At 60.5% G+C, this 453-nt stretch carries 1 protein-coding gene; it reads right to left on the bottom strand.

The window, feature by feature from the left end; genetic code table 11:
- Positions 1-453: TrmH family RNA methyltransferase (locus B3F77_RS15850; RefSeq protein WP_293605881.1), on the bottom strand; the 453-nt coding region annotated here is incomplete at both ends.

Here is a 453-nt window from a genome sequence, read left to right as displayed (position 1 = left end):
TGTCGGTCACCCCCTCTTCCCAGGCCTTAAGCATGCCAGCCACAGCGGCGGCGTCGGCCAGTTGGGGCTCGGCCGTCGCCGCCTGCACGGTAAAGCCGCCCAGCGCCTCGCGCCAGTCGTAAGCAATCAGTTGCACCGCGGCAGCCAGATTAAGCGAACCAAACTTCGGATCGGTCGGAATACTCAAGGCAACGTGGCAGCGGTACACATCGTCATTCTGCATGCCAAAACGCTCGGAACCGAACAAAAAAGCAACCGAATCTGGCCGCAGTCCTTGTTTGACGGGCGTAGCTAGCTCTTGCTTTGATGACAAATCAGCTTGTCCGAACAAATCGGCAAAATGCGCCCTCGGTGTCACGGTAGGCGGGCCAAAGTCGCGCGGCGTCATGGCCGTGGCACACAGATGCTCCATGCCATCGAGCGCCTCATCCAGCGTGGCCACAATGCGGGCGT

Source organism: Polaromonas sp. UBA4122 (genome assembly GCA_002381615.1).
In the GTDB taxonomy this organism is placed as follows: Bacteria; Pseudomonadota; Gammaproteobacteria; order Burkholderiales; family Burkholderiaceae_C; genus Polaromonas.
This window is presented reverse-complemented; position numbering and strand designations above follow the sequence as displayed.